This window comes from Laspinema sp. D2d, assembly GCF_025370755.1.
Lineage (GTDB): Bacteria > Cyanobacteriota > Cyanobacteriia > Cyanobacteriales > Laspinemataceae > Laspinema.
In genome coordinates this window covers 111,874-112,703 of record NZ_JAMXFC010000021.1, presented here as the reverse complement: position 1 = coordinate 112,703, position 830 = coordinate 111,874, and the positions used below count along the sequence as shown (strand labels likewise).

The 830-nt window shown below is 48.9% G+C and carries 1 protein-coding gene; it reads right to left on the bottom strand.

The window, feature by feature from the left end:
• Nucleotides 1-331: 331 nt before the first annotated feature.
• Nucleotides 332-830: hypothetical protein (locus NG796_RS15400; protein WP_261207733.1), on the bottom strand; the 499-nt coding region annotated here is incomplete at its 5' end.

Below are 830 nucleotides of genomic sequence, written 5' to 3'. Positions count from 1 at the left end.
CTGCCAAGGGGAGCCTAGATGCAAGTCGGGCTCCCCTCTTTATTGCTTTCGTGTCACTGGCTTAGTCTAAACTCCAGGTTTTAAGCCTCAATGAACGGTCATAGAGAAAGCCTACACCCTGTGGAGAGTGTAGGCTTTGTTAGGGTTCAAAGCTGGGACAGCTTTGATTTGATTAGGGCAGAAATCGCCCAAAGAGCGACCTACCTACCTAACTAACATCTCTGAAAAAACTCTCGGAGTTCTTTTCACTTCGGTGCAGAAGGGAAAGGCGCAATGCCAATCCCTTCTGAAATTCACCGTTGATTAACCAGGAGCGTTAGAAAGGGGGATTCTATCGACCAGGGATCTGATTTCCAAAGTCTTCTAGGAACAAGTCAAAGTTGAGCTGTGGAATGAACTGGCTATCAAAGCTTTGGAAGCGGATTCCTGTATCTTTGTAAACCAGGTACTCTCCAAAGGTGATGCTACCATACCGGCCAAATTTGGCGGATTCAAGGGCAGACAGGAGTGAACCAGCCAGGTTGCTGCGATCGAGACGGAAGACCATAAATTGCAATCTTGCCGTGCTCAGGCGATCGAAGATAGCCACCGCATCCCCTGGGTTAGTAGTCCGTGCCACCACACTGGCTAAACTGATGCTGTTATAACCATCTAACAATCCAATTCCACCTCTGGCAAACGCAGCTTCAGCCGCATTCAGAATGGCTAGGGTGTTAGGTTTGGTGAGCGCAGCCTGGACCAGAGGAGTATTAATCAACTGACCTAAAGGAATCCCAAGTCGGTTGGCAAGACCTTGGAGGAAGCTTAAGACATCTGCGGGAATGCCTGGA